The sequence below is a fragment of the Kitasatospora sp. NPDC056138 genome (assembly GCF_042264695.1).
In the GTDB taxonomy this organism is placed as follows: Bacteria; Actinomycetota; Actinomycetes; order Streptomycetales; family Streptomycetaceae; genus Kitasatospora.
Map to the genome: position 1 here is coordinate 60,204 of NZ_JBHJVK010000040.1, position 24,706 is coordinate 84,909.

Genomic DNA, 24,706 nt, shown 5'->3' on the forward strand with positions numbered 1-24,706 from the left:
TGCGGGCTCCGGACCGTCGGCCTCCCAGGACCAGACCGGTCCGGCCCTGGCCCGTCCCTGGGCCGGGCCGATCGGGAACGGCACCGCCCCTCGGGGGACTTCCACCTCGACCGTCACCGCCACGGCGTCCGCGTCCGGATCCACCGAGCAGGAGACCAGCGCTGCCCGGTGGGCGTCCGCGATCCGGGCGGCCCAACCGCAGCCGCCGTCCGGGTCCAGCAGCAGTCGGTCGGCGGCTGCGAGTGCGGCGAGATCAGCGGCGGACTCCGCTCGGTGCCGCGCGGCCACGACCGATCCGACGGCCAGGCTCGCCGCGAACACCACGCAGCCGAGCATCGCCAGCGCAACCAGCCACACGGTGGCCGAGCCCTCGTCGGGCGCAGCCCCTCGCGGGGTGGAGTCCGGTGCGGAGCGCGGGGTGGAGTCCGGTGGGGAATCCGGTCTGGGGTGCGCTGCGGTGAGGCCGGCCGACGGGGTCTCGACGGCTCCGGTCCCGACCGATCGAACTGCGATCACTCCGGACACGGGCACGGGCAGGGGTGGGGGCAGGGGCACAGGCAGGGTCACGGTCAGCCCACCCTCATCGAAGCCGGCCGTATCGAGGCTGGTCGCGTCGCGCCCGGTTGCATCGAGACCGCAAGGAGCGCGAGGAACATCGGTCTCCGGGGCCCGGATCGTCATCGCTCACCGCCTTCCACCACACCGATGACGTCCTCGCGTGCCGCCACCGCAGAGGCCCTCAAGCGGGCTGTCAGAGCCGAGGCGAGGTGCCCCGGCCCCGGGCAGGGTGCATCGACCGCCACCCGCACCGTCTCGCTGTCCCGGGAGATCTGGACGGCCGCCCCGCTGGGTGCCGCCGCCCGTGCCACCTCAGCGGCGTTCACGTCGCCCCGGGCCGCCGCCCTCGCCCCGATCCGCGCGGCATCCACACAGCGGATCTGGGCAGCGGCCGCCACGACCCCCCACATCAGCATCGCTGCGAGGAGGACCAGGGCCGGCAGCGCGACCGCCGTCTCGGCCGTCACGAAGCCGCCGTCCCCGGTGCTCCTCCCCGTGTGCTGCCGCGAAGCGCACGGGGAGGAGCACCGGCATCCTGGCCGCTTCGGACTGCACTGCCCGAACAGCCGGGGAGGTCGGGGCGGATCAGACGACATGGAGTGCCCGCGTGAGCAGCTCGTTGAACGCGTCGGTGACCGTCCCGCTGGTCACCACCTTGTAGAGGGCCGCAGCGATTGCGCACGCGGCCACGGTGCCGACGGCGTACTCGGCCGTCGTCATCCCCGCATCGCCCTGCACGCCCCGCAGCCTTCTCAGCCGCGCGGAGAGCCACTTTCCGGCCCTCCGGAGGAGCTGAGCGGGGCGGGCGGGACCTCGGCCCACTGCGATCGCGACGGGAACGGTCATGGCAGATCTCCTTCGACTCGGTCCAAGCGCTCGACTTCACGAACTGGATGAATCCCACGAATCGTCAGATTCGTTTGCTGAAGAGCGACGTCAGCCCGACCACCACGGGCACCACCCCGATCAGGACGAAGGCGGGGAGGAAACAGACGCCGAGCGGAGCGGTGGCGAGCACCCCCGCGCGGCGAACGCGGGCGTGGGCAGCCCGGCCGACCGCCGCCCGCTCGGTCTGGGCCAGTCCGATCAGGGGCGCGGCAGGCGGCGAGCCGCTGACACTCGTCCGTACCAGGCAGCGCGCCAGCGGAGCGAGCGTCGGGCACTCCGCGCCGAGCCTCTCCCAGCAGACCTCCGGCGGCGCCCCGAGCGACAACTCGGCCGCCACACCGGCCAGCCGGTCACTCATCGGCGGACTCACGCTCATCGCGACGGCCGCGGCAGCCTGGGCCGGCGACGAGCAGGACCCGAGGCAGGCGGCCAGCAGCTCGGCCGTCAGCGGCAGTTGCCGGGTCAACCGGTCCTGTTCCAGTGCGGCCTGCCGAGCAGCCGGAGAACGCACGCGAGGCAGCCAGCGCTTCGCGGCGAGTGCGATCACGACTCCGGCCGACAGCCCGACCGGACCGCCGATGACAGCTACCGCACCGGCCCCCGTCACGATCGGCACCGTCCAGTCGGCACCCACCAGGTCGGTCATCCGGTCTCGCCAGCCTCGCGACCGCAGGCGGTGGCCGTCCCCGTGGGTGTCGTGCCCGGACCGTAGGCCGCGGCTTCTCCAGGACAGCCGTCCCTTCCGGACATCCCACCCGGGAGTGCGGACATCCCACCGACCATCCAGTCGACCGTCCCACTGACCGCCCCGCCGGTCGGCCCAGGAACCGCCCCACCGGCCGAGCCTGCGCCGAACAGCTCGCCGCCGACCTGCCACCACTGCCTCCCCGGCGGCCGCCACCACCGCCACGGGCAGGGCGAACGACAGCATCGGAACTCCGACGCTCACCACGCCACCTCCGCCCTGCCGCTGCGCACTCTGGAGATCCCGCACTCAACCGCTCGCCCCGGCAGGCCCGTTGCTCCCCGTCGACCCCCTGCGCCCGGTCTCGCCGGGCTACGCCGATCAGCAGCCGCCCCCGCCGCCAACTGCCGCCCGGACGGCTCCGCCCCGCTTGTCGGCCCCCCTCGGCCCGGCAAGCCTTCGGCGGCCTCCGCCGCACGCACGATCCGCGCAGTCCACACCAGCCCTGCCGCCTCCAGCAGCGCCCCCACCGCCAGGCAGCCCAGGCCGACGGGTGTGTGCAGCAGTACCTGCACGGGCTTCGCCCCGAGTGCGGCGCCCAGCAGCAGGCCGACCAGCGGCAGGGCGGCGAGTACGGCAACGGTCGTCCTCGGCCCGGCCAATTCCCCGGCGATCTCCTCGGTCAGCGCTCGCTCCGCCCTCAGCGCATCGGCGAGTTGGTCCAGTCCGGCGGCCAGGCCGGTGCCACCCTCCGCGGTCACCTCCCAGCACGCCGCAACGGCAGCCGCGCCCTGCCCGCCGGGAAGATCCGCCACGGATCTCAGCGCGGCCGGGATGTCGGCGCCGTACCGCCCGGCGGCCAACCGGGCGGTGGCCTCGGCCCCCAGGCCGGCCCGCAGGGACCCCGTGCGCGCGGTCACCGAGCCCAGGGCCTGGTCCGCCGTCGCGCCCGCGCGCAGCTCCGCCGCGAGGCCGACGCAGAGCTCGATCACCGCCGTCGCCCGCCTGCGTGCCGCTCTCGCGCCGCGACGGCGCTGGCGCCATCGCCGCAGCGGCACCACACCGATGGCCGCCACCACCAGTGGCACCGGGGACCCTGTCGCCTGCCCGAGCGCCAACCCGACCGGGAGGAGCAGGAGTTCCGGCACCAACCGGCGCAGCCGACCTGACTGCGCCCAGGCTCGGAGACGGTCCAGCAAGCCTCCTCGGTCCTCTCCCACCACGGGGCCGAAGAGTCCCCGGGCCCGCTCGGCTGCCCGCGCCCTCCGGTGGAGAGCCCACCGGAGCCCGGTTGCCGCACCGAGCAGTCCGGCTGCCCATAGCGCCTGTTCCTCGGTCATCGCGACCCCTGCCCCACCGGCCTCTGCCGCGACAACCCCTGCCTCGCGGACTGCAGCAACCACCAGGCGCCGAGCGCGGTACCGCACAACAGCAGCGTCCAGAGGGCCTCGACCTGACGCGCGCTCATCGGATGCTCCCCGGCAGCTCCACCCCTCGGGCCGCACAGCGCTGCCGCAATCGCTCCCAACCGGGGCCTGGCCCACAGCTGCCGTCAGCCGCGAAGGTGACCGCCGGGGTGGTCGTCGCGAGCCCGCGCTCGTCGCTCGTGAGCATGTGGATCTCGGCGACCCTGCGCAGCCCTGTGCCCGGATCACGGACAAGGTGGACGATGACGTCGAGGGCCGCCCGCAGTTGGCTGTGCAGGGAGAGCCGGTCCAGTCCGGCGAGCGAACCGAGCGCCTCCAGTCTGGCCGGGACGTCGGCTGCGGTGTTGGCGTGGAGCGTCCCGCTGCCGCCCGCGTGACCGCCCTAACCGTGCAGGAAGTCGATGCGCGCTAGGGGGAACGAGAGAGGGGGCCCCATGCCAACCGTGATCATCTACGACCGCCTGTCCCGCCTGTTCGCCGACGAGGCACCTGACCACCGCATCACCGCGTGCAAAGCGTATGCGGCACAGCGAGGTTGGGAAGTGATCCACGTTGCCAGCGACACCAACGTCTCCGGTGCCACGAAGCTAGAGGATCGCCCCGGTATGCGCGAGGTACTTGCCTGGCTGCCGCGCGCTGACTACGTGCTCGCCGCGAAGCTCGACCGGTACGCCCGGAGTGTCCTGGAGTTCCAGCGCTTGTTGAAGGCGGCGGAATCCACCCGGACGACCGTCGTCACCGCCGATGGCGTGGTGTCGCCGGAGAACGCCTCGATCATCATCAACGTGCTTGCCGCGTTCGCCGAGTACGAGCGAGACATGATCACGTCCCGTATCCAGGACTCAAAGAAGCACTTTCGGGCTCGCGGCAACCATCTGGGCGGTCTCGCACCGTACGGCTACGCAGTCGATGGGCCAGTGAACAACAAGCGTTGGGCCATCGACGAGACCGCTGCCGCCAACGTTCGCGAGTGCGCCGACCGGCTTATCAACCACGGGGCGTCGTTGACTGGCCTTGCCCGTGAGCTGAACGAACGCGGAGTGCTGCCCCCGGCGGACCATGCACGGCAGCGGGACGGCCGCAAGGTGCGGGGTGGTCGCTGGCACACGTCAACCCTCCGCGATGTGCTGTACACCCCTGCGGTTCGTGGATGGCTGATTCAGGCCGTACCGGGCTCCAAGCGGGGTGCACTGACCAATCAGCCGGTCCTGGATGCGGAGGGACAACCCCTGTCTGCTGGCCCCGCCATCCTGGACGGCGCGACGTGGTCTGCCGTACGCGCTGTCATCGACGGGAAGGCCAAGGGACGTGGCGTGGAGCGCAGCGGGAAGGCGCTCCTCTTGCACGTGGCGCGCTGCTCCGAGTGCAACGGCCCGATGTATCGCCAGCGCCGCCAGGTACGCGGAAAGGACTACAGCACGTACGTGTGTCGCGAAGGTGTGGGCAGACTGGGCATCCACCGGCCGAACGTAGTAGTTGCCGCGCCGGTTGAAGACATGGTGACCGCCGACTACCTCAAGCGGTTCGGCCGGTTGAACCTGATGCGCTGGGCTGAGCCGGACGGCAGTGCGGTTCTTCAACTCGCCGAAGTGAGCACGCAGATTGAGCGGCTGGCCGGAAACCTGGTGAACCTTGACCCCAACGGAGCGGCAGCGCGGATCGTCATCCCGCAACTGAACGCGCTTGAGCACCGAGCTGCCGAACTGCGCGCAGAGGCCGAGCACGCCGAAGGGCGCTGGGTGGATGCTGGCAGGACCATCGCTGACGAGTGGAACCGGCGAGACGACGAGGGGCGGCGGGCCTTGCTCGCTGACCTGGGCGCACGGGCGGTGATATCGCCTCCGGTACCGGGAGCACCCAAGCGGTTCACCCCGACTCGCGTGTCAGTCAGCTTCGACGGCCCAGCGTGGTGGCGTGAGGTTGATCCCGACGTAGCCGCACTGCAAGCCATCGCGCTCGAAGAGAGTGGCGCTCTCGACTAGCCGAGCGAGCCCCTGAGTGCCCCTCTGGCGCCCGTTCAGCCCCTGTCTGGCCCCTCGGCCCGGCGGGGGCTTCTTCGTGCCCGTAGACGGCCGTACAGAGCCGCTGGCGGGGACTGCCCGGCGCAGCGCTGACGCCCGCCAGTGAACAGACGCGATGAGCAGCGCGGGAAACTCCTGGAAATCTGACTCAGCCATGTAGATATGTAGTTTGGACCCTTGTTCTCGTAATGCATATAGAACTCTATAGGGAAACCGGAAACACACTCCCAACCTACATATCTACATCGGCCCCGCGCCCGCCCAGTCGCCGGGAATCCATTGCTCTCTAGTAGAAAATGAGAATAGGTCGCGCCCCTCGCGCAGCGCTCTGCTCTCTCTGCGCTCGGCGGCGCGCCCTTTGATCTTGGCCCTCGTGAACCCCGAATGCATGCCGCCCATAGGCATTCCGGGTTCGCGGGGGCCTTTTTGTTTTAGGAGCTGAGATGGCCCCCACACTCACGGAACTGCGTTCATCCGCTGGCGTCGAATACGCAGCCCTCCGCGCGCCTATGGATAGCCGCGCCCAGGGCGCCGGAGCGTCGCCAGAAATGCGAAAGCTTGTACTAGACATTCTCGCCGCCGAGTCGCGCGGTGATCTCGCAGCAGCGGAAGATGCCTTCGCGCTTATCCGGGATATTCCGGAAGCCGTTGAAGCGGTCCGGCGTCGCCTTCCGCGCAATGGCGAGCACCTTGCCGACGAGATCGGTGGTTGCGAGTGAGTAAGCGCCAGATGGTCAGCGACCTCCGGCAGAGGCGCAAGCCCTATACCGCACAGCTTCAGGACCTCGTAGAGCGCGCCAAGGCGGAAAACAGAAATCTGACGCAAGCGGAATCTGCGGACTTTGATACGGCCGAAGCCCAGATTCGAGAAATCGACGAGCGAATTGACGAGCTCGCAGAGCAGATCGAGGCCGACGCTGCCGCCGCGCCAATGCAGCGCAAGTACGCACCCACCAGCACGAAGGGCACCAGCATGGAAAACCGTACCAGCATGCCGGGCTATAGCCGAATTCAGGTCACGCGCAGCGAGGAAGTGTACCGGCCCGATAATGGCACTTCCTATTTCAAGGATTTGTATCTGGCCCGCGAGCTGGGCGACCGCGATGCCGCTGGCCGGCTTCATCGAAATCAGAAGCTTCAGGCGGAGACTCGCGCTATTTCCGGAAATGTGGCCGGTGCGGGCGGTGAGTTCGTCCCGCCGAAGTGGCTTGAGGAGCAGTTCATTCAGTACGCGCGTCCGGGTCGCGTGACCGTTGATCGCTGCAATCTCGAACCCCTGCCCGCTGGAACCGATCAGCTAATTCTGCCCAAGATCAATACAGGTACCGCTACGGCTATCCAGACCACGCAGAATAGCGCGGTGCAGAATACCGATCTGACGACTACTTCGGTTTCGTCGTCGGTCGCGACCATCGCGGGCGCGCAGACGCTGAGTCTTCAGCTCATTGAGCAGAGCCCGCTGTCCATGGATTCGGTCGTACTCGGCGACCTTGCCGCCGACTATGCCATGAGGTTTGACCTTCAGGTCCTCGCCGGTACCGGCACCAATGGTCAGCTGACCGGAATTCTCACCCAGGCGGGTACCAACGCAATTACGTTTACGTCGGCCTCACCGACTCTCGGTCTTCTTTACAGCAAGATCGCCGGGGCAATTCAGGCGGTTCACACTAGTCGCTTCCTGCCGCCGGACACCATCATCATGCACCCGCGTCGCTGGGCCTGGTGTGTATCGCAGCTGGACGCGCAGAACCGTCCGCTAGTCGTTCCGGTGGCCGGTGGCCCGTTCAACGCCGCTGGTGTTTCCGGTGATGTGCGGGCGCAGGGTTACGTCGGAGAACTCCAGGGCTTGCCCGTCTTTGTTGACGCAAATGTGCCGACGAATCTCGGTGCGGGTAGCAATGAAGACCGCATTATTGTCGCCCGCATGGCTGACCTCTGGGCCTGGGAGTCAAATATCCGGGCTGAGGCGTTCCAGCAAACTTATGCCCAGAATATGAGTGTCCTGGTGCGACTCTACAATTACGTGTCTTTCCAGCCTGCGCGGTTCCCGCAGTCCATTTCGGTCATTTCTGGCACCGGCCTTACCACTCCGTCGTTCTAACTCTGCCGCTTGCCGCCCGTCATGGCCATGTGCTGTGGCGGGCGCCTTTCCTTTCCGTCCCTCTCGGCGCGCGACGCTTACTTAGTGTGACTCCCAAGGCGGACAGTAGGGGGTACCGGGGGCGGGTCAATCTATAGCCGCTCACGCTAGGGGGACCCGGCCCCCAGGAAACGCGCATGAACTAACTCCGTGAAACGCACGAAACGAGGAAAGGAGGGTTTCTGTGGACTTCTCAGAGCAGCTTTCGTCGCTCAGTGTTACTGCTCTCGACCTGTGGAAATCGGTAAACGCTGACTACGAGCTGACTCCGCAGGAACGGCGCCTTTTGCTGGAGATCTGCCGCACCTCGGACACACTAGACGCGCTTGATGCCGACGTGCAGCGCAACGGCGTGATGCGGGCAAACAAGGTTAATCCCGCTGTGGTCGAATTGCGGCAAACCCGCATTGCTTTTGCTCGCCTAAACGCCGCTCTCGCGCTGCCGGACCTTGAAGAGGACGACGACGCCCCGCCGAAATACCAGCGCCTCGGCACCCGGGGACCGTACAAGCTCGTGAAAGGCGGCTAAGCATGGCTAAGGCCAAGCGAAAGACCGAGAATACCGCCGCTCTGTTCCGGCGGACCGAAAGCCAGTGGGAGCGAATCCTAGGTCACGACCGTGGGGCCGCATTTTTTGCCGCGCTACCCGCTGCGGGGATCGGGACGCTCGTGGGACACGGTGTGGCGACCCCCGCAGAACTCGACGTGATCCGCGCGGTAGCCGCTGGCAGCGCTGAACATGAGCTTCTGACCGCTGAACACGCCGCGCGCATCCTCGCCGACATGCCCGCCGACTGATCAACGGCAACCCCTGTTTGGCTAGGTTGAGTTGGGAATCTCGACCCTGCGGCCGGCCGAGGCTAACTGCTCGCTCACGCAGGCAAGTTGGCCATCCACGCTGTCAGCGCGTGTGGTCAACTCGACTTAGCTCATGGACCCGTGGCGGTTCGCTACCCGCCCGCAGCACAAGCTCCCTGTACCGTCCGTCATGGTCGGCGCAGGGGGCTTTCTTGCATCCCCTTCAGCTGGCCTTCGGTGGCTCTATTTCGAGTCGCATCCCCTCGTAGACTTCTCGCAGGTCCCTGGCATCCGAAATCCTCCGTGTCTCGACTGCGCGAACGACTTCGAGCGCCCGCCAGTGATTAGAGGGTGCCACTCGGCCGGAAAGCATGGCGAGCTGGGCAGCGTTACATGCTTCGTCCAACCTATCTGTGGCTACGAGCGACAGAGCAAGGTCGATATTTGCCGAGGCGACCCGACGCGGCCATTTCGAGATATCGTCCGGCGGCGCTAGCCGTGCAATTACTTCTCGGGCATACGTCTCAGCTGCGGGATCTCCCAGCCACGCGAGTGTTGTAGCTGTATAAGCGACGGATTTCGCAGGATCGTACTGAAAGTGATGCTCTGGCTGGTTAGGCAGGCCAGCCGTCGAGGAAAGGGAATGAACCCTACTTATTGCGGCGTACGTCTCAAGAGAATTACCTAGCCGCGCGAATGCTCGACCTTGTTGCGCTGTGGCCTGGATCTCGACAGAACTTCCCTTTGGGGCGATTTGCAGAGCAGCCTTGCTCAATTCCACAGCTTTGGAATATTCGCCGTCCGTCAGCACACGCCAGGCGTCTGTTTCGTAGCACCAAGCTTGAATTTCTGGGTAGTCGGCGTGCTGAGCCAGCGTCATTGCCGTTCGCAGTCTCGCCGTTGCCGCGTCCTGCTGGTTGAGGTCGATATGAAGAGTCGCACCCAGCAGGGAGAACCATCCGCCTATGACGAGTAGTTGCCGGTGCTCTGCAAGCGTCTTCTTCGCGTCCATGAGGCGACCGACGTATCCGGAGTATTTCCGTACCTGCCCCAGCAGCTCATGCGGAGGAACAGTCGGGTACTTGGTTGCCAGCTCATCAAACGCTAGCTCTAGATGCGAAAGCGTAGCTTTGCCGACGTCGCTTGCTGAGACACGGCGAACAAGCTCCAGAGCTTCAATTTCGTCGTCATAGCTGGACTCCACGATCGTGACCGGCGTTGCTGGCGCTGGAGCGGCCTGAGCATTGATGAGCAATTCGAGCTCATCAGCGGTGACCCGAAGAGCTTTCATGAGGGCGGGACGGTTCCAGTCCTGGGGATCGACTTGCCCCATTTCCCAACGGCCCACCGTGGAGCGATCGACACCGACGGTTTGAGCCAATGATTCTTGTGTAAATCCAAGAAGCTTGCGCCGTTTAATGAAATCCTCGCGCCGCGCTACCATTCCCGCCTCCCAGTCTCTGACTGCTGTTCTACCAGGCCACAGCACGTGGTGCAGCGACTCTGCGGCACCGATGCGGCATAGATGCGGCATGCGTGCGCTGTTCAAGGTCGAGAAGCCGCCCTGTACTGGTGATTCACACAACGGCTGGCGTTGATCAGGACGGACACACCATGACTTCCACCATCGACAGCCGCGCGGCCAACCGATACGGCGATCGACCGGACGTGATCACGCGCACGGCGAAGGTCATCCGGACCGCACCGGCCATGCCCGCGCAGACTCACGACCAGACTCCGGAGGGGCAATGACCGTGCGCAGACGACCCCCGCAGACGCTGTACAAGCCCCAGATTGGGGAGCTGGTCCGGGACACGAAACACGGCGTGAACGGGATCTACGACGGCCCCAGCTACACCACCAAGCACGCGGTAGAGCTCAAGCCCGTAGGTGGGGGCGTGGCGTGGGACACTCCGGCTAGTGAGATTCAACCCATCATCCCTTCAAGGGAGTTAGGCAACCGGCAGCCCCCCGGCCGGCCGCAGGGTGAGGGTGCCCCGTGAAGCCTCAACTTGGCGGCGCTGCAACGCTGTTGGTTGCGGTTGTTGTAACTATCTCGGTAAGCCTGGGGGTGGGCTTTCTGGCCACGCTGCCGCTCAGCGCGAGCGCCCCGTTCTCGACCAAGGCGGCGCTGTTCATGTTCACCGCCTGCCCCGTGCTCATGGTCGGGGTGTCGGCAAGTGAGCCGTTCATGCGGCGTGCTGCCCAGCGCCGTGCCAGGAAAGCGAGGCAGCGATGACTGGCGCGGTCCTGCCCGCACCGCCCTGGCCGTTGCCGCCCCGAAAGCTCTGGAGACTTGGCCGCTGTGCTTGCTGTGACCGTCCGACCCTGGTAGCCCCCGGGCCGACGATCCCGACTGACGCCGGACTGGTGACGCTGCCGTACTGCGTTGACGGATTCGAGCGGGCGAACCGGTACGTACGGCGGGCGCAGTTGGTTGCCGCCATGCACGACGCGCACGGGACGGTGCCCGGCACCGTAGGTGGAGCCGCATGACCGCCGGGAAGACCCCAGACCGCCCCAGACGGCGCCGGAGGAGCCGAAGGCGGCCCCGGAGCCCCCGGCCTGCTGTCAGGCCCGCATAGACCCCCGCCCCGGCCGTCCCCAACCCCGGACAGGTCGAGCCGGTCGGGGCGGGTTCAATCACGCCGAAGACAAGGAGGGGTATAGCTGTGGAAGCCTCGGAGCGCGCACGGCTGGACACGTACTTCGGAAAGATCGCGGGGCATTTCGCGCCGCCGGAACTCCCGTCGTCCCTGCTGGTTACGCACCTGCTGCCGGAGCGCCCGGCGTTCGTGCGAGCGGTGGACGCTGTGACGAACCTCCGGGCGGTACTGCCCAAGCCCAAGTCGATCGACCCGGCAGCGCGGCGGGAGGTCGAACAGGCCGTTCCCTGCGACGAGTTGTCGCGCGAGATGTTCGCCAACCCCGACACGGCCGTAACATACCTGGAGACCAGGGCGGCCGGTGAAGACGTGGTTCTGTTGGACGTAGGCGGGTACTTCGCCCCGGTGATCGACGCGCTGTGCGACCGGTTCTCGGGCCGCGTCCTCGGGGTGGTCGAGGACACGGAGAACGGGCACAGGCGGTACGCCGAGCGGGACAAGCTGCCGTGCCCCGTGGTGTCGGTGGCCCGCTCGCCCCTCAAGGACCCGGAAGACTTCCTTGTTGGTCAGTCCGTGGTCTTCTCCACCGAAGCGCTGTTGCGCGGGCGCGGAGACATCCTGCACGGCCGCCCGGCCCTTGTGATCGGCTTCGGCAAGCTAGGGTCAAGCATTGCAAGGCTGCTGCACGCCAAGGGAGTTCATGTCACCGTGTACGACATTGACCCCGTGCGGCGCGCGCAGGCGCTGTCTCAGGGGTTCAGCGTGGCCCGGGACCGTGACCAAGCCATCAGCCGGGCGGGGCTCGTGCTCTGCGCCACTGGTGCTCTCTCGCTGCGTGGCGAGGACTTCCCGCTGTTGCGGAACGGCGCCTACATCGCCACCGTCACCAGCAGCGAGGACGAGTTGGAGCTTGACGGACTGCCCGACGGCTACACGCGCAGCAGTTCGGGTGAGAACGTGACCCGCTACAGCACCACGGGCCACTACTTCTACCTGCTCAACAACGGAAACGCCGTCAACTTCCTGCACGGCGCCAGCGTCGGGCCGTTCATCTTCCTCGTTCAGGCTGAGATCCTGGCAGGTGTGCGCTTGCTCGCGCGGCGGGATCTCGGCGCCACCATGCATGAAGTCCCGGCGGACGACCGCGCGACCATCGCCGCTACCTGGCTCAACTACTACAACAGGTGATCCCATGACCATCACGGCCGACCACATCCGCGCCACGCTGACGGCCTACGTTGATGAGTTCCCGGAGGACAAGGCGGACCTGGCCTTGCCGCTGTCGCTGCTGGACTCCGGCGCTGAGCTGTCCAGCCGCAAGGAGTTCCGGGGCCACGCCACGGCCGGTGCCGTCCTGGTCAACGAGCACAAGCACGTGCTGTTCATCCATCACGTGGCACTCGACAAGTGGCTCACCCCGGGTGGGCACCTGGAAGCCGAGGACGCCACGCTGAGCGGTGCCGCGCTCCGCGAGCTGACCGAAGAGGCAGGCATCCCGACCGAAGCGGTCACGCTGGCCGTGGACGGCCCCGTGCACATCGATGTGCATCCGATCCCGGAGAACCCCACCAAGGGCGAGCCGGACCACTTCCACATCGACTTCCGGTTCGTGTTCCGCACGACGGGAAGCGAGCTTGTGACGCTCCAGGAAGAGGAGGTCAGCGGGTACACCTGGCGACCGATCGCCAGCATCACTGACGTACGGCTCAAGGCACGCGTGGAAGCCCTGACAGCCTGATCATCACTGCTACACGGGGCAAGGGCAGCCCCGTCCATGCGTCGTCCCCCGTCGCGCATGGGCGGGGCTTCTGCGTGGTCGGGCATTGCCTGTACGGTTTGCATGGTCACGCGCCCTCGTGCCCCGTGTTGAGCGCCGCCAGCAGGTCGACCACCTCGGCTCCCCGGACCTCCCCGACCACCAGGCGGTCCGGGCGCATCCGCAGCGCCTGTCGGACCAAGTCCCGCAGGGTCAGCTCGCCGAGGCCCTCCTGGTTCGGCGGTCTGCCCTGGAGCCGCACCACATGGGGGTGGGCCGGACGGAGTTCGGCCGAGTCCTCGGCCAGCACGATCCGCTCGCCCGGCCCGACCAGCCCCAGCAGTGCTGCCAGCAGGGTGGTCTTGCCGGTGCCGGTGCCCCCGCTGATCAGCAGCGAGAGCCTGGCGTCCAGCACCGCCGAGAGCAGGTCGGCTCCAGCCGGGGGCAGTGAGCCGCCCGCCACCAGCTCCGCCAGGGTGAACGGGCGGGAGCGGGAGATCCGGAGCGAGATGTGGGTGCAATTGGCGGCGATCGGCGGGAGCACGGCGTGCAGGCGAGTCCCGTTCGGCAGCCTGGCGTCGACCCACGGCCTGGCGTCGTCGAGCCGCCGCCCGGCCGCGGTCGCCAGCCGGTGCGCCAGATGGCGTACGGCGGCGGCGTCCGGGAACCGGATGCCGAGCACCCGTTGCAGCCCGGCGCCCCGGTCGACCCACACCTCGTCAGGCCCGTTCACCAGGACGTCGGTCACGTCCGGCTCGCCGAGCAGTTGGTCGAGCGGCCCTGCTCCGACCAGCTCCGAGCGGAGTACCCGTACGGCGTCGAGGACGTCGTCGCCGCCCAGCGGCGGCCTGGTGGCCCGCACCGCCGCCGCCACCGACCTGGCGGTGGGCTGCGCGCCGGCCTCGGCCAGGCGCAGCCGGACCGCATCGAGCAGGGCTGTCGCCCGTGGGTCGGGCCGCCCGCCGACAGCCGCCGACGCCGCCTGCCCGGATCCACCGCCCTCCGCCCTACCGGGCCTTCCCTGACCGACCGGCTGCGGACCGCCGGACACCTGGGGCCCGCCCGTCTCCACCGCCGCGCTCCGATCGCCCGTGCCCGGCCGCGTCCGACCGGTACCGGCCTGGTCCGGCCCGTGCTGTCGGGCGCCGAGGCGCGCGCCGGCACCGAGAGACCGCCGGTGCGGCCCGGTTGTGCTCCTGTCGTACTCCCCCGGCCTGCTCGGCCCCCGCAGACGGCCCGTCACAGCGCTCCCCCTCCGTCCGCCGCAACCGGCGGCATGGCCTCGTCCAGAAAACGGCCGCAGAAGCGCGCCAACGGCCCCTTCGCGCGGATGCCCGGCGGCGCTCCCCGCTCGACGTCGATGCCGAGCCCCGGCTCCTGCGGCAGCTCTCCGGCCAGCCGCATCCCCAGGCCCCGGGCGATCTCCGGGCCCGCCAGCCCGGCCGGCCCCGGCACTCGGACGACTGCCCGCAGGTCGGAAAGGCGCATCCTGGCGGCCGAGGCCACCCGGTCGGCCGCCGCCATGGCGCGCAGCTCCGCCGGGACCACCAGCAGCCCGGTGTCGGCCTGTTCGAGTGCCTGCCCGGCCGCCGAATCGAGGTGCCTCGGCAGATCCAGAACGACCAGCCCACCTCGGCGGCGGGCTGCGGCCAGCACGCTGCGCATCGCCTCGGGCGGCACGGTGAGTGTGTCGCCGCGGTCCCAGGAGAGGGCCGTCAGGTGGTGCAACTCGGGAAGGGCCTTGGCCAGTTCGGCTCCGTTGACCCGGCCGCGCGATCCGGCCAGGTCGGGCCAGCGCAGGCCGCCCGTGCCCTCGCCGCCGAGCAGGACGTCGAGCCCGCCGCCCAACGGGTCGGCGTCGATGAGCATGGTGCGGCGGCCCGTCCGGGCTGCGGTGATCGCGAGGGCGCAGGCCAGCGTCGAGGCCCCGGCCCCGCCACGGCCGCCGAGCACGGCGACCGTCAGGGCGGGCGGGCCGACGCCCTCGGCCGCATCGGCGATCCGGTCCAGCAGCCACGCCTGCGCATCGGGCAGGAACAGCACGTGCTCGGCGCCGAGTTGGACGGCCCGGACCCAGACCTCGCAGTCGTCCAGGTCGATGCCGAGCAGCAGGACGCCGGCCCGGCGCCCCAGACCTGCGCAGCGCTCCGCCTGGTCGTCGCCGACCAGCACCAGCGGCGCGCTCTCCCAGAGGTCCCGGGAGGGTGGCGCGCCGCCCAGCAGGTGCGGGTCGGTGCCTGCGGCGGCGCAGAGCCTGAGCAGATGTTCGACGAGGGTCTCGTTCTCGGTGACGATGAGCGGGCCCGAGGGGGCCGCGCGATCGGCCGGATGGCGGTCTGTGGTGGGTGTTGACATGGCTGTCTCCCCCGGTGAGGTGCTGTCCGGGCGCCGGGCCCGACCTCGGCCCCGGCGCCCGCCGGTGGGTTGTCAGCGGCCTCCCCGACTGCGAAGCGGCAGCTGCCCGGACACCAAGGTGACGGGCGCGACGGAATCCGTCATCCCCCTTCCGATTACCTGTGGATAAGTCGGGGCTGTGGATAACTGCGTTCACCCGTCCGGTGGGGTAATGACCGAAGAATTGACGCCATCGGGACTGCCGAGAAGCACGGGAGCCCAGTGGTCGCATCTCCTCCGGGAACCACCGCGAGGGGGCGGAGCCGCGCCTCACGGACCAAGGTCCAATGGATACGGAGAGTAACGAAGCGGAGTCGGTCAACCGACCGGGATGATCGCCCCCACCCGCCGCGAAAACCTTCGGCAGGACTTCCCCAGCCCCCTCAAGAACCCCGGAAAATGGCCCCGGACGTGCGACGACCCCCGCCGGGGGGGAGAGCGGGGGTCGTCTATCCACAGCCCGACTCGGGGGGGAGGAGCCGGACCGGGTTAGCACGGTCGCGAACGATCCGTGACTTCCATGGTGTACCCGAGCGGCCAGAAACACAAACCCGCACGCCCACGAGTACGCCGAATGGCGGGGTGTTTTGCCGGGCCCTCTATCCTCGGATCCCGTGGACACCACCGAGAACGCCGACATCGCCGGGCACGACGGGAACTCCGCGCACCGTTCCGCACCGGACGGCGCCGAACCGGCACCCGCAGCCGCCCCTCGTCGCCAGTATGGCGCGGTACGAACCGCCGCTTTCTTCGACCTCGACAAGACGATCATCGCCAAGTCGAGCGCCCTGGCGTTCAGCCGCCCCTTCTACCAGGGCGGACTGATCAATCGTCGGGCCGTGCTGAAGAGCGCCTACGCCCAGTTCGTCTTCCTGGTCGGCGGCGCGGACCACGACCAGATGGAGAAGATGCGCGAGTACCTCTCCGCACTGACCCGGGGCTGGAACGTCCAGCAGGTCCGCGAGATCGTGGCCGAGACCCTGCACGGCCTGATCGACCCGATCATCTACGACGAGGCCGCCTCCCTCATCGAGCAGCACCACGCGGCCGGCCGTGATGTCGTGATCGTCAGCAGCTCGGGCTCCGAGGTGGTCGAGCCGATCGGGACCCTGCTCGGCGCGGACCACGTGATCGCCACCCGGCTGAAGATCGAGGACGGCCGGTACACCGGCGAGATCGAGTACTACGCCTACGCCGAGAACAAGGCAGCGGCGATCCGCGAGTTGGCCGCGACCGAGGGCTACGACCTCACCAACTGCTACGCGTACAGCGACTCCTCGACCGACCTGCCGCTGCTCGAGGCGGTCGGCCACCCGTCGGCGGTGAACCCGGACCGCGCTCTGCGCAAGGAGGCGCTGGCCCGCGACTGGCCGGTCCTGGTCTTCGACCGCCCGGTCGAACTCCGGCGCCGGCTCCCGGACTTCAGTGCACCCAGCCGCTCGGTGGTGACGGCCGTCGCGGTCGGCACCGCACTGCTGACGGCCGGGGCGGTCTGGTACGCGGCGGCCAAGCGGCGCCGCCCAACCGCCTGATCCACCCGGACACGCCCCGGCGGAACGCGGGTCGGGCCCGGCCCCCACGGGCCACTGCGGGCCCGACCCGAAAGCCAACGGATCAGGACGATCCGGACAAAAAGTAAAGACTTCTCGTTTCGGGTTCCGCTTTTCGTCAAACCGCGATAGAAATGAGTTACGGCCCGCGAGACCCGGTCAGGACCCAGAGGGGTCATTCCGACAACGCAGTTCAGGCCACACGGACCGCGTACAGATAACTGAGCACCCACATGCAGCCGACCCGCTGTCGGGCCGCCGCACCAGGTGAACGGGCAGGATCCCCGCCTGATGGGCACTTACGGTGCATGCTTGGTAACCCGGTACCTGTACCAGCGGCGGCACCCAGCAGGATCAGGTGCCGCCGCAACTCTGCCCGTAACGCCCTGGCGGAACGTTCTGCGCGAAACGCTCGCCGCCCGGCCGGGCCCGGGCGGCTCCGCAACCGCGCTCAGACCATGCCGCGCTGCATCGCCTCGCAGACCGCCGTGCTCTCCCGGACGCCCAGGCGGAGCGCCTGGCCGCAGTGCGCGATCCAGGCGGCCATGCCCTCCGCCGTCCCACTGAGGTAGCCCTGCAGGGCAGTTCGGTACGCCGCCGTGCCCAGCTCGGCGAAACCCACCTCCGACGGGCAGATCGCCTTGGGGTCGAGCCCCTCGGCGATCAGCACGATGCGTTGCGCGGCCCGGGCGATCACCCCGTTGTGCGAGGAGAACGGCCGCAGCGCGAGCAGTTCACCGTGCACCACTGCTGCCACCACCAGCGCGGGAGTACCGCTCGCCACACCCTCGGCGCGGGCCACCAGCAACTGGGAGAGCTGGTCGAGGCGCGCCGCGACCTCCTCGGCCGACGGTGCGGCAGGGAGCTCCGCCGCACCGGACACCCGCGGCCCGTGGTCCGCGCCCACGCCCTCCGCGGCCGCCAGCTCCAGCGGGAAGAGCTCGGCCGCGGGCTCCCCCGCACGTCGCGGCCGCCCGGCGGCGGCGTCCGCGTCCCCGACCGCCAGCAGGTGCAGCCGGGCCAGGACCTGGAGCGGCGAGTGCCGCCACACACTCAGCAGCTGCCCGGCCTCGGCGGAGATCCGCAGCGCACCACCGACCGTGCGCGCCTCGGGATCGGCCCCGAAGTCGCTGCGGCGGCGCACCTCCTCCAACGGCCAGTCCGCGCCGTCCAGGGCGGCGGAGGCACGCGCCCCGCGCAGGGCGGCCTCCGAGGTCACCTCGTGCGAACGGCGGCGCATCACGCGGTGCCCGTACAGCCGGTCCACGGCCTTGCGCACCTCGGCAACGGCCTCGGGCACCCCGGGGAGCTCTGCCAGCGGGGCGAGGGGATCAGTTCCAGTGGTCACCTACCCGAGAGTAATGAACCACCCCTGCATGCCGACACAGCAACCCCGGCATCACCCGTTTGAGGCAATCCTCGATTCCCGCCCCTGCGTGACCCCAAACCACGGTTAGCATGGCCACTATCGGTGACGATAACGGTTTCCAACAACCTCCGGCGACGCACAGCCGGCCGAAGTGAGAGTCGGGGTCCCAGATGAAGATCGCCTTCGTCGGCAAGGGCGGCAGCGGCAAGACCACGCTGTCGGCGCTGTTCATCCGGCATCTGGCCGCCGCCGGGCGCCCGGTCATCGCCGTCGACGCCGACATCAACCAACACCTCGGCACCACGCTCGGGCTGACCGACGATCAGACCGCGGCGCTGCCCGCCCTCGGCGAACACCTGCCGCAGATCAAGGAGTACCTGCGCGGCAGCAACCCGCTGATCGGCTCCGCCGAGGAGATGATCAAAACCACGCCGCCCGGCCGGGGTTCACGCCTGCTGCGGATCGTCGAGGAGAACCCGGTGTACGCGGGCTGCGCCCGGCCGATCGCGCTCGACGAGGGCTCCGTGCGCCTGCTGGCGACCGGGGCCTTCGCCGAGGAGGACTTGGGCGTCGCCTGCTACCACTCCAAGGTCGGCGCCGTCGAACTACTGCTGAACCACCTGGTCGACGGCCCCGACGAGTACGTCGTCACCGACATGACGGCGGGCTCGGACTCCTTCGCCTCCGGCCTGTTCACCCGCTTCGACCTGACCTTCCTGGTGGCCGAACCGACCCGCAAGGGCATCTCGGTGTACCGCCAGTACAAGGACTACGCGCGGGACTTCGGTGTCGCCCTGCGGGTCGTCGGCAACAAGGTGCAGGGCCCGGAGGATCTGGCCTTCCTCCAGCGCGAGGTGGGCGAGGACCTGCTCGCCGTCTTCGCCCAGTCCGCCTGGGTCCGACGGCTGGAGCAGGGCGCCGAGCCGGAGCTGAGGACGCTGGAGCCCGCCAACCGCACGGTGCTCGCCCAGCTCAAGGCGGAGGCGGATGCGACCTTCGGGCTCCGCGACCCGCACCGCTACACCAGGCAGGCCGTCCACTTCCACCTCCGCAACGCGGAGAGCTGGGGCAACGCGAAGGTCGGCATCGACCTCGCGGCGCAGATCGACGAGGAGTTCGTACTCGGCGCCGAGCACACCGTGGACCACCTGGACGCCGCCCACGCCTGACAGCAGCCCCCGGCTCCGGGGGCCGGGCCGGCACCAGGCCGGGAGCAGAGCCGCCCGAGATCCGCGCGAAGGCCGACACCCACTGACCGGGTGTCGGCCTTCGCGCTGCTCAGGGGGGTATTCCCGACCAGCGGCACTGCCACCCGTAGGGATGAATCCAGACCCGTTTCCTTCTCCCCGATTTCACTCTGTGCAAAGATCTCATTACTCTCGGTTTACCGATTCTTGATGGTTAACGGGCCGCCCGCGACACTCCCCCGCCGCGCCCACGCCATCCCGCCACACCGCTGCGACCCACGACAGCCGATCCGCCCCCGCGCCCCATCCCCGGACCTGACTGCGTTCGTTCCCCGGAAAGACGGGAAGACATGACCCTCGACATCTCCAGCGCACCGATCGCCTCCGACACCACCGACCACGCACCACCGGACACCGCGTCACCGGACACCGCAGCCGCCGTCAACCCCCCGGCGCGGTCCGCGTTCCTCCTGCACGATCTCGCGGCCTCCCTGGTGGTCTTCCTGGTCGCCGTCCCCTTCTCGCTCGGCATCGCCCTGGCCACCGGCGCGCCGCTCACCTCAGGACTGGTGGCCGCCGCCGTCGGCGGTCTGGTGGTCGGGCTCCTCGGCGGTACGCCGCTCCAGGTCAGCGGCCCCTCGGCAGCGCTCACCGTGATCGTCGCCGGGCTGACCGCCCAGTTCGGCTGGCAGGCCACCTGCGCCGTCACCGTGGCCGCCGGGCTGCTGCAGCTGCTGCTCGGCTCGCTGAAGGTGGCGCGCGCCGCGCTGGCCGTCTCGCCCGCGGTCGTGCACGGGATGCTGGCCGGTGTCGGCCTCAGCATCGCCATCGCCCAGCTGCACGTGGTGCTCGGCGGCTCACCGCAGAGCTCCGCGCTGGCCAACCTGCTCGCGCTCCCCGGCCAGCTCTCCGTCCCGCACCTGCCCGCGCTCGCGGTCGGCGCGGTCGCCGTGGCCGTCCTCTGCGGCTGGCCCCGGCTCGGCCGCCTCCCCGGCACGGCGGGCCGGGTCGGCAGCGCGCTGGCCCGGGTGCCCGCCGCCCTGGTGGCCGTCGCCGCCGGCACCGGGCTCTCCATCGGCCTCGGGCTCAGCCTCGCCCGGGTCGAACTGCCCGCCTGGGCGGAGCACGACCTCGCGTCGGCCCCCAGCCTCGCCGTGGTCGTCCAGCACTGGCCCGTACTGCTCACCGCCGTGCTGACGGTGACGGCCGTGGCAAGCGTGGAGTCGCTGCTCTCCGCCGTCGCCGTGGACCGGATGACCCACGGCTCGGGCGACCTCAACCGCGAGCTCCGCGGGCAGGGCGCCGCCAATCTGCTGAGCGGGCTGCTCGGCGGGCTGCCGGTGGCCGGCGGAGCCGTCCGCAGTACCGCCAACATCCGGGCCGGCGCCGCCACCCGGAGGTCCGCGGCGCTGCACGGGCTCTGGGTGGCCCTGGCCGCTCTCGCCCTGGTCGGCGGGCTGCGCCGGATCCCGCTGGCCGCTCTGGCCGCACTGGTCCTGGTGGTCGGCATCCAGATGGTGAGCTTCGCGCACATCCGACGGGTGCACCGGCACCGGGAGTTCCCGGTCTACCTCACCACGGTGCTGGGCGTGGTCCTGCTCGGCGTCCCGCTCGGCGTGGTGCTGGGCGGCTCGGTGGCCGCCCTGCTGGCCCTGTACCGGCTGACCCGAGCCCATGTCGACGTGTCGGAAGAGCCGGACGGCTCGTACCTGGTCCGCACCCACGGCCCGCTCACCTTCGCCGCCGTCCCCCGGTTGAGCCGGGCGCTCGCCCTGATCCCCGCCGGTGCCCGGGTGACCGTGGCCCACGACGGATCGTTCCTCGACCACGCGGCGTACGAGCAGGTGCACGCCTGGCGGGTCGGCCACCAGGCCGGGGGTGGCCGGGTCGCGGTCCTGACGGAGCGCCACGACGACGGGGTACTGGACCCGGACGGCACCGTCCGCGTCGGCAGCTCCCCCGGTCCGCACCGTTGCCGGGCCTGGACGCCCTGGGGCGGCCACCACTGCATCGAGCAGAGCCACGAGGACCCGCACGGCCGCCTGCTGGACGGGGTCCGCGGTTTCCAGCAGCACACCGCGCCCCTGGTCCGCCACGAACTGGCCCGACTGGCGCGCGAGGGCCAGACCCCCTCGCAGCTCTTCCTGACCTGCGCCGACTCCCGCCTGGTCACCAGCATGATCACTCACAGCGGCCCGGGCGACCTGTTCACGGTGCGGAACATCGGGAACCTGGTCCCCGCACCGTACGAGCCGGGCGCCGCCGACGACTCGGTGGCGGCTGCGGTGCAGTACGCCGTCGAGGTGCTGGAGGTCCGCAGCATCACCATCTGCGGGCACTCCGGCTGCGGTGCCATGAAGGCCCTGCTGGACGGGGTCCACGAGCATCCCGGGCCACCGACGCCGCTGGCCCGCTGGCTGCGCAACGGGCGCGGGTCGCTGGCCCGGCTGAAGCGGGCGCCCGCCGAGTTCGCCGGCCGACCGGTGACCGATCTCGCCGAACAGCTCTGCATCACCAACGTGGTCCAGCAGTTGGACCAGTTGCTCGCCAATCCGGCGGTGGAGCGCCGGGTCAACGCGGGCACCCTGCGGCTGGTCGGCATGTACTTCGACTTCGCCACCGCCCAGGCGTACGTCTTGGACCGGGAGAGGGGCCGGTTCGTGTCCGTGTCGGAGGAAGAGCACGACGAACGGCCAGTGGCAGCCTGACGTCGCGCGCTCCGGCGCCCGCCGGGCCCGGTCGGACAGGACCGGGCCCGGCCATTGCGGGCCCGTCGGGAGCTTCGGAGTCGAACCGCTCCAGGCGGCAGGGCCTCAGAAGCACCGACGGGCGGGCCTTTCGGAAGCGGGGGGAGGACGCTTCGGAGGATCGGAAGGATGGTTCGCGGGCCCGGGGGGCGGCTCAGGGGCTCAGGAGGGCGGCCAGGTCCGCCGGTGTGACGTACCCCGGCCAGCGGCCGTCACCGAAGAGGTGGACACCGGCGTCCTGGTAGCACCGGTCCACGAGTTGGGAGCAGATCATGTGCCGGCTGTCCGCCACGTAGGCCTTGATCAGCGGGCCGATCGGAAGGTGGAAGCGGTGCGCGGCGAGCGCGAAGTAGTCGGCCGCACTGTAGGGGACGCCGATGAAGCCGCGGGCCGCCGCGACGACGGCGTGCCGCTGTTCCTCGGTCAGCGGGAACCGGTCGGTCGACCAGCGGATCGGCTGGCCCCGGTAGGCGGTCAGCGGCCCGAGCCGGGCACCGCCGGGTTCGGCCTCCACCAACTCGCCGTCACCGACGTAGACGAAGGCGTGCTCGAAGTCGGCGAATCCATCGCCGTTGAGCCACTGTCCGATCCTGATCAGGCGGCCGATCCGACCGCTCATCCGGACAACGGCGAAGTCCCCGGGGAGGGGAGGCAGGAGAGGAGCGTCAAAGTGGGCCGAGGCGGTGGGAGTCGAGGGAGTTCCGGGCATGCTTCGTCCCCCCGTGCAGGAGCGGTGCGCTGAGGAGCGGGCCCGCGAGTGGCGGCAGCGGGCCCGTACCGTCAGTGGAGTACCGGCCGGACGTCCCGTCAAGACCTCTCGCAGTGGACGGTTGCCGCGGAGCCCGTCGGGACCTGCGCGGATCTGCGGCCCGGGCGTTCGCCGAGGCGGGGCAACGCCTTTGGCCCGGGGTGATGCCCACGGCTCCCACCTGCAGCAACCAAAGGTCTAAACCAATTGAAGGGAGCCTCTTGTCAACATGGCGGTTTACCTGGTGAGCTGTGCGCTGGGACACACGGGACAATCCCTCCGCACGGGATCGCCCGGCAGATGAAACTCGATGAGGAGTGCGCGTTGAGCAACGAGAGCCTGGCCAACCTGCTCAAGGAGGAGCGTCGTTTCGCTCCGCCCGCGGAGCTCGCCGCGGCCGCCAACGTCACCGCGGCCGCGTACGCGCAGGCTTCCGAGGACCGGCTCGGTTTCTGGGCCGAGCAGGCCCGCCGCCTGGACTGGGCCGTCGAGCCGACCGAGACCCTGGACTGGTCCAACCCGCCCTTCGCCAAGTGGTTCGCCGACGGCCGGCTGAACGTCGCCCACAACTGCGTCGACCGGCACGTCGAAGCCGGCCACGGCGACCGCGTCGCGATCCACTTCGAGGGCGAGCCCGGCGACAGCCGCTCCATCACCTACGCCGAGCTCAAGGACGAGGTCTCCAGGGCCGCCAACGCCCTGCTGGAACTCGGCATCACCAAGGGCGACCGGGTGGCCGTCTACCTCCCGATGATCCCCGAAGCGGTCGTGGCGATGCTCGCCTGCGCCCGGATCGGCGCCACCCACTCCGTCGTCTTCGGCGGCTTCTCCGCCGACGCCGTCGCCTCCCGCATCCAGGACGCCGACGCCAGACTCGTCATCACCGCCGACGGCGGCTACCGCCGCGGCAAGCCCTCCCCGCTCAAGCCCGCCATCGACGAGGCCCTCGACCGCTGCCCCCAGGTCGAACACGTCCTCGTGGTCCGCCGCACCGGCCAGGACGTCTCCTTCACCCCCGGCCGCGACGTGTGGTGGCACGAGATCACCGGACGCCAGCCCGCGGAACACACCCCCCAGCCCCACGACGCCGAACACCCGCTGTTCATCCTCTACACCTCCGGCACCACCGGAAAGCCCAAGGGCATCCTGCACACCTCCGGCGGCTACCTCACCCAGGCCGCCTACACCCACCACGCCGTCTTCGACCTCAAGCCCGCCACCGACGTCTACTGGTGCACCGCCGACATCGGCTGGGTCACCGGCCACTCCTACATCGTCTACGGCCCCCTCGCCAACGGCGCCACCCAGGTCATCTACGAGGGCACCCCCGACACCCCGCACCAGGGCCGCTTCTGGGAGATCGTCCAGAAGTACGGCGTCACCATCCTCTACACCGCCCCCACCGCGATCCGCACCTTCATGAAGTGGGGAGACGACATCCCCGCCAAGTTCGACCTCAGCTCCCTGCGGATCCTGGGCAGCGTCGGCGAACCCATCAACCCCGAAGCCTGGATCTGGTACCGCGAACACATCGGCGCCGGCACCACCCCCATCGTCGACACCTGGTGGCAGACCGAGACCGGCGCCATGATGATCAGCCCCCTGCCCGGCGTCACCGAGACCAAGCCCGGCTCCGCCCAGCGCGCCCTGCCCGGCATCGCCGCCACCGTCGTCGACGACGAGGGCCGCGAGGTACCCGACGGCTCCGGCGGCTACCTCGTCCTCACCCAGCCCTGGCCCTCCATGCTCCGCACCATCTGGGGCGACGACCAGCGCTACATCGACACCTACTGGTCCCGCTTCCAGGGCCGCTACTTCGCCGGCGACGGCGC

General features: G+C 69.5%; 22 protein-coding genes and 2 pseudogenes. 13 read left to right on the top strand and 11 right to left on the bottom strand.

The window, feature by feature from the left end; all coding sequences use genetic code 11:
• Window positions 1-96: 96 nt before the first annotated feature.
• The 6 genes and pseudogenes from ACFC1R_RS23370 to ACFC1R_RS23395 all read right to left on the bottom strand — a co-directional run.
• A pseudogene (locus ACFC1R_RS23370) lies at window positions 97-681 on the bottom strand (Rv3654c family TadE-like protein); the annotation flags it as partial.
• Window positions 678-1,025: a TadE family type IV pilus minor pilin gene (locus ACFC1R_RS23375; protein ID WP_375941557.1), complete on the bottom strand. Its 348-nt coding sequence runs from the start codon at window positions 1,023-1,025 to the stop codon at window positions 678-680. The pseudogene ACFC1R_RS23370 and the gene ACFC1R_RS23375, both read right to left, overlap by 4 nt.
• 118 nt (window positions 1,026-1,143) lie before the next feature.
• On the bottom strand, window positions 1,144-1,404 hold the full coding sequence (locus tag ACFC1R_RS23380) for a DUF4244 domain-containing protein (protein ID WP_375941559.1): 261 nt from the start codon (window positions 1,402-1,404) through the stop codon (window positions 1,144-1,146).
• A 64-nt stretch (window positions 1,405-1,468) separates the two neighbouring features.
• Entirely contained in the window at window positions 1,469-2,092 is a 624-nt protein-coding gene (locus tag ACFC1R_RS23385) for a type II secretion system F family protein (RefSeq protein WP_375941561.1), read from the bottom strand.
• Window positions 2,093-2,391: 299 nt separating this feature from the next.
• Window positions 2,392-3,330 carry a type II secretion system F family protein gene (locus ACFC1R_RS23390; RefSeq protein ID WP_375941563.1) on the bottom strand — a complete coding sequence of 313 codons (939 nt, stop codon included), beginning with the start codon at window positions 3,328-3,330 and terminating at the stop codon, window positions 2,392-2,394.
• Between the two features lie 265 nt (window positions 3,331-3,595).
• Window positions 3,596-3,877 (bottom strand): hypothetical protein, encoded by a 282-nt coding sequence (locus ACFC1R_RS23395; protein ID WP_375941603.1) that lies wholly within the window; start codon window positions 3,875-3,877, stop codon window positions 3,596-3,598.
• Between the two features lie 124 nt (window positions 3,878-4,001).
• Here ACFC1R_RS23395 and ACFC1R_RS23400 point away from each other — a divergent pair, with 124 nt between their 5' ends.
• From ACFC1R_RS23400 to ACFC1R_RS23420, 5 genes are all read left to right on the top strand, one after another.
• A complete protein-coding gene (locus ACFC1R_RS23400; RefSeq protein ID WP_375941565.1) occupies window positions 4,002-5,540 on the top strand; it encodes a recombinase family protein in 1,539 nt (512 codons plus the stop codon).
• 482 nt (window positions 5,541-6,022) lie between these two features.
• Window positions 6,023-6,298: a hypothetical protein gene (locus ACFC1R_RS23405; RefSeq protein WP_375941567.1), complete on the top strand. Its 276-nt coding sequence runs from the start codon at window positions 6,023-6,025 to the stop codon at window positions 6,296-6,298.
• Window positions 6,295-7,680: a phage major capsid protein gene (locus ACFC1R_RS23410; protein WP_375941569.1), complete on the top strand. Its 1,386-nt coding sequence runs from the start codon at window positions 6,295-6,297 to the stop codon at window positions 7,678-7,680. Before ACFC1R_RS23405 ends, ACFC1R_RS23410 begins: the two co-directional genes overlap by 4 nt.
• Before the next feature lie 223 nt (window positions 7,681-7,903).
• The gene (locus ACFC1R_RS23415; RefSeq protein ID WP_375941571.1) at window positions 7,904-8,248 is read left to right on the top strand and encodes a hypothetical protein; all 345 of its coding nucleotides are present in this window, start codon (window positions 7,904-7,906) and stop codon (window positions 8,246-8,248) included.
• Between the two features lie 2 nt (window positions 8,249-8,250).
• Entirely contained in the window at window positions 8,251-8,517 is a 267-nt protein-coding gene (locus tag ACFC1R_RS23420; RefSeq protein WP_375941573.1) for a hypothetical protein, read from the top strand.
• A gap of 223 nt (window positions 8,518-8,740) precedes the next feature.
• Here the strand turns inward: ACFC1R_RS23420 and ACFC1R_RS23425 are convergent, their stop codons facing one another.
• Window positions 8,741-10,066: a helix-turn-helix domain-containing protein gene (locus ACFC1R_RS23425; RefSeq protein ID WP_375941575.1), complete on the bottom strand. Its 1,326-nt coding sequence runs from the start codon at window positions 10,064-10,066 to the stop codon at window positions 8,741-8,743.
• Between the two features lie 65 nt (window positions 10,067-10,131).
• On the opposite strand from ACFC1R_RS23425, the gene ACFC1R_RS23430 reads away from it, so the two are divergent.
• The 4 genes from ACFC1R_RS23430 (at window position 10,132) to ACFC1R_RS23445 (ending at window position 12,861) form a co-directional block, all read left to right on the top strand.
• Window positions 10,132-10,269: a hypothetical protein gene (locus ACFC1R_RS23430; protein WP_375941577.1), complete on the top strand. Its 138-nt coding sequence runs from the start codon at window positions 10,132-10,134 to the stop codon at window positions 10,267-10,269.
• A gap of 247 nt (window positions 10,270-10,516) precedes the next feature.
• A complete protein-coding gene (locus tag ACFC1R_RS23435; RefSeq protein ID WP_375941579.1) occupies window positions 10,517-10,756 on the top strand; it encodes a hypothetical protein in 240 nt (79 codons plus the stop codon).
• Window positions 10,757-11,189: 433 nt separating this feature from the next.
• The gene (locus tag ACFC1R_RS23440) at window positions 11,190-12,311 is read left to right on the top strand and encodes an adenosylhomocysteinase (protein ID WP_375941581.1); all 1,122 of its coding nucleotides are present in this window, start codon (window positions 11,190-11,192) and stop codon (window positions 12,309-12,311) included.
• 4 nt (window positions 12,312-12,315) lie between these two features.
• Window positions 12,316-12,861 (top strand): NUDIX hydrolase, encoded by a 546-nt coding sequence (locus tag ACFC1R_RS23445; RefSeq protein ID WP_375941583.1) that lies wholly within the window; start codon window positions 12,316-12,318, stop codon window positions 12,859-12,861.
• A gap of 112 nt (window positions 12,862-12,973) precedes the next feature.
• Here ACFC1R_RS23445 and ACFC1R_RS23450 read toward each other — a convergent pair.
• Both ACFC1R_RS23450 and ssd read right to left on the bottom strand, forming a co-directional pair.
• Window positions 12,974-13,813: pseudogene (locus tag ACFC1R_RS23450) on the bottom strand (TadA family conjugal transfer-associated ATPase); the annotation flags it as partial.
• Window positions 13,814-14,118: 305 nt separating this feature from the next.
• Entirely contained in the window at window positions 14,119-15,234 is a 1,116-nt protein-coding gene (gene ssd / locus ACFC1R_RS23455) for a septum site-determining protein Ssd (RefSeq protein ID WP_375941585.1), read from the bottom strand.
• A 653-nt stretch (window positions 15,235-15,887) separates the two neighbouring features.
• On the opposite strand from ssd, the gene ACFC1R_RS23460 reads away from it, so the two are divergent.
• Window positions 15,888-16,805 carry an HAD family hydrolase gene (locus ACFC1R_RS23460; RefSeq protein WP_375941587.1) on the top strand — a complete coding sequence of 306 codons (918 nt, stop codon included), beginning with the start codon at window positions 15,888-15,890 and terminating at the stop codon, window positions 16,803-16,805.
• Window positions 16,806-17,274: 469 nt separating this feature from the next.
• Here ACFC1R_RS23460 and ACFC1R_RS23465 read toward each other — a convergent pair whose 3' ends face one another.
• The gene (locus tag ACFC1R_RS23465) at window positions 17,275-18,171 is read right to left on the bottom strand and encodes an oxidoreductase (protein ID WP_375941589.1); all 897 of its coding nucleotides are present in this window, start codon (window positions 18,169-18,171) and stop codon (window positions 17,275-17,277) included.
• Between the two features lie 191 nt (window positions 18,172-18,362).
• Here ACFC1R_RS23465 and ACFC1R_RS23470 point away from each other — a divergent pair, with 191 nt between their 5' ends.
• Both ACFC1R_RS23470 and ACFC1R_RS23475 read left to right on the top strand, forming a co-directional pair.
• Window positions 18,363-19,361: an ATP-binding protein gene (locus ACFC1R_RS23470; RefSeq protein WP_375941591.1), complete on the top strand. Its 999-nt coding sequence runs from the start codon at window positions 18,363-18,365 to the stop codon at window positions 19,359-19,361.
• Window positions 19,362-19,729: 368 nt separating this feature from the next.
• Window positions 19,730-22,087, top strand: a complete 2,358-nt coding sequence (locus tag ACFC1R_RS23475) for a SulP family inorganic anion transporter (RefSeq protein WP_375941593.1) — start codon at window positions 19,730-19,732, stop codon at window positions 22,085-22,087.
• Between the two features lie 193 nt (window positions 22,088-22,280).
• On the opposite strand, the gene ACFC1R_RS23480 is transcribed toward ACFC1R_RS23475, so the two are convergent.
• Window positions 22,281-22,745: a hypothetical protein gene (locus tag ACFC1R_RS23480; protein ID WP_375941595.1), complete on the bottom strand. Its 465-nt coding sequence runs from the start codon at window positions 22,743-22,745 to the stop codon at window positions 22,281-22,283.
• A gap of 453 nt (window positions 22,746-23,198) precedes the next feature.
• Between ACFC1R_RS23480 and acs the strand changes: the two genes are divergently transcribed.
• A partial coding sequence (gene acs, locus ACFC1R_RS23485; protein WP_375941597.1) for an acetate--CoA ligase occupies window positions 23,199-24,706 on the top strand: 1,508 nt, incomplete at its 3' end.

Excerpts from the sequence above, each read along its gene's own strand:
- ACFC1R_RS23445 (WP_375941583.1), top strand. The coding sequence starts at position 12,316 with ATGACCATCACGGCCGACCACATCCGCGCCACGCTGACGGCCTACGTT.
- ACFC1R_RS23480 (WP_375941595.1), bottom strand. The coding sequence starts at position 22,745 with ATGAGCGGTCGGATCGGCCGCCTGATCAGGATCGGACAGTGGCTCAAC.
- ssd (WP_375941585.1), bottom strand. The coding sequence starts at position 15,234 with ATGTCAACACCCACCACAGACCGCCATCCGGCCGATCGCGCGGCCCCC.
- ACFC1R_RS23475 (WP_375941593.1), top strand. The coding sequence starts at position 19,730 with ATGACCCTCGACATCTCCAGCGCACCGATCGCCTCCGACACCACCGAC.
- ACFC1R_RS23470 (WP_375941591.1), top strand. The coding sequence starts at position 18,363 with ATGAAGATCGCCTTCGTCGGCAAGGGCGGCAGCGGCAAGACCACGCTG.
- ACFC1R_RS23385 (WP_375941561.1), bottom strand. The coding sequence starts at position 2,092 with ATGACCGACCTGGTGGGTGCCGACTGGACGGTGCCGATCGTGACGGGG.
- ACFC1R_RS23405 (WP_375941567.1), top strand. The coding sequence starts at position 6,023 with ATGGCCCCCACACTCACGGAACTGCGTTCATCCGCTGGCGTCGAATAC.
- ACFC1R_RS23420 (WP_375941573.1), top strand. The coding sequence starts at position 8,251 with ATGGCTAAGGCCAAGCGAAAGACCGAGAATACCGCCGCTCTGTTCCGG.
- ACFC1R_RS23430 (WP_375941577.1), top strand. The coding sequence starts at position 10,132 with ATGACTTCCACCATCGACAGCCGCGCGGCCAACCGATACGGCGATCGA.
- ACFC1R_RS23380 (WP_375941559.1), bottom strand. The coding sequence starts at position 1,404 with ATGACCGTTCCCGTCGCGATCGCAGTGGGCCGAGGTCCCGCCCGCCCC.